The sequence below is a fragment of the Lachnospira pectinoschiza genome (assembly GCF_020564355.1).
Lineage (GTDB): Bacteria > Bacillota > Clostridia > Lachnospirales > Lachnospiraceae > Lachnospira > Lachnospira intestinalis.
This window is the reverse complement of sequence record NZ_JAJCRR010000062.1, coordinates 1-229: the sequence shown is the minus strand read 5'-3', so window position 1 is coordinate 229 and position 229 is coordinate 1. Positions and strand designations below refer to the sequence as shown.

Annotated in this window: 1 rRNA gene; it reads left to right on the top strand. The window is 48.0% G+C overall.

Annotated elements, in window-relative coordinates:
* Nucleotides 1–103 precede the first annotated feature (103 nt).
* A 5S ribosomal RNA gene (gene rrf / locus LI288_RS14250) occupies nt 104–221 on the top strand.
* The last annotated feature ends 8 nt before the right edge of the window (nt 222–229 follow it).

The following is a 229-nucleotide window of genomic DNA, read 5'->3' as shown; positions in this document are numbered from 1 at the left end:
AACAAGGTAGCCGTATCGGAAGGTGCGGCTGGATCACCTCCTTTCTAAGGAAGAAAAAGTAGGGGTTGTTTTACTGTTGAGCTGTCAGTGACAGTTAAATTATTCTGGTGGCGATGCGCTTAGGGGACACACCCGTTCACATCCCGAACACGATGGTTAAGCCTTAAGCGGCCGATGATACTATACTGGAGACGGTATGGGAAAGCAGGTGGCTGCCAGATTATTAAAA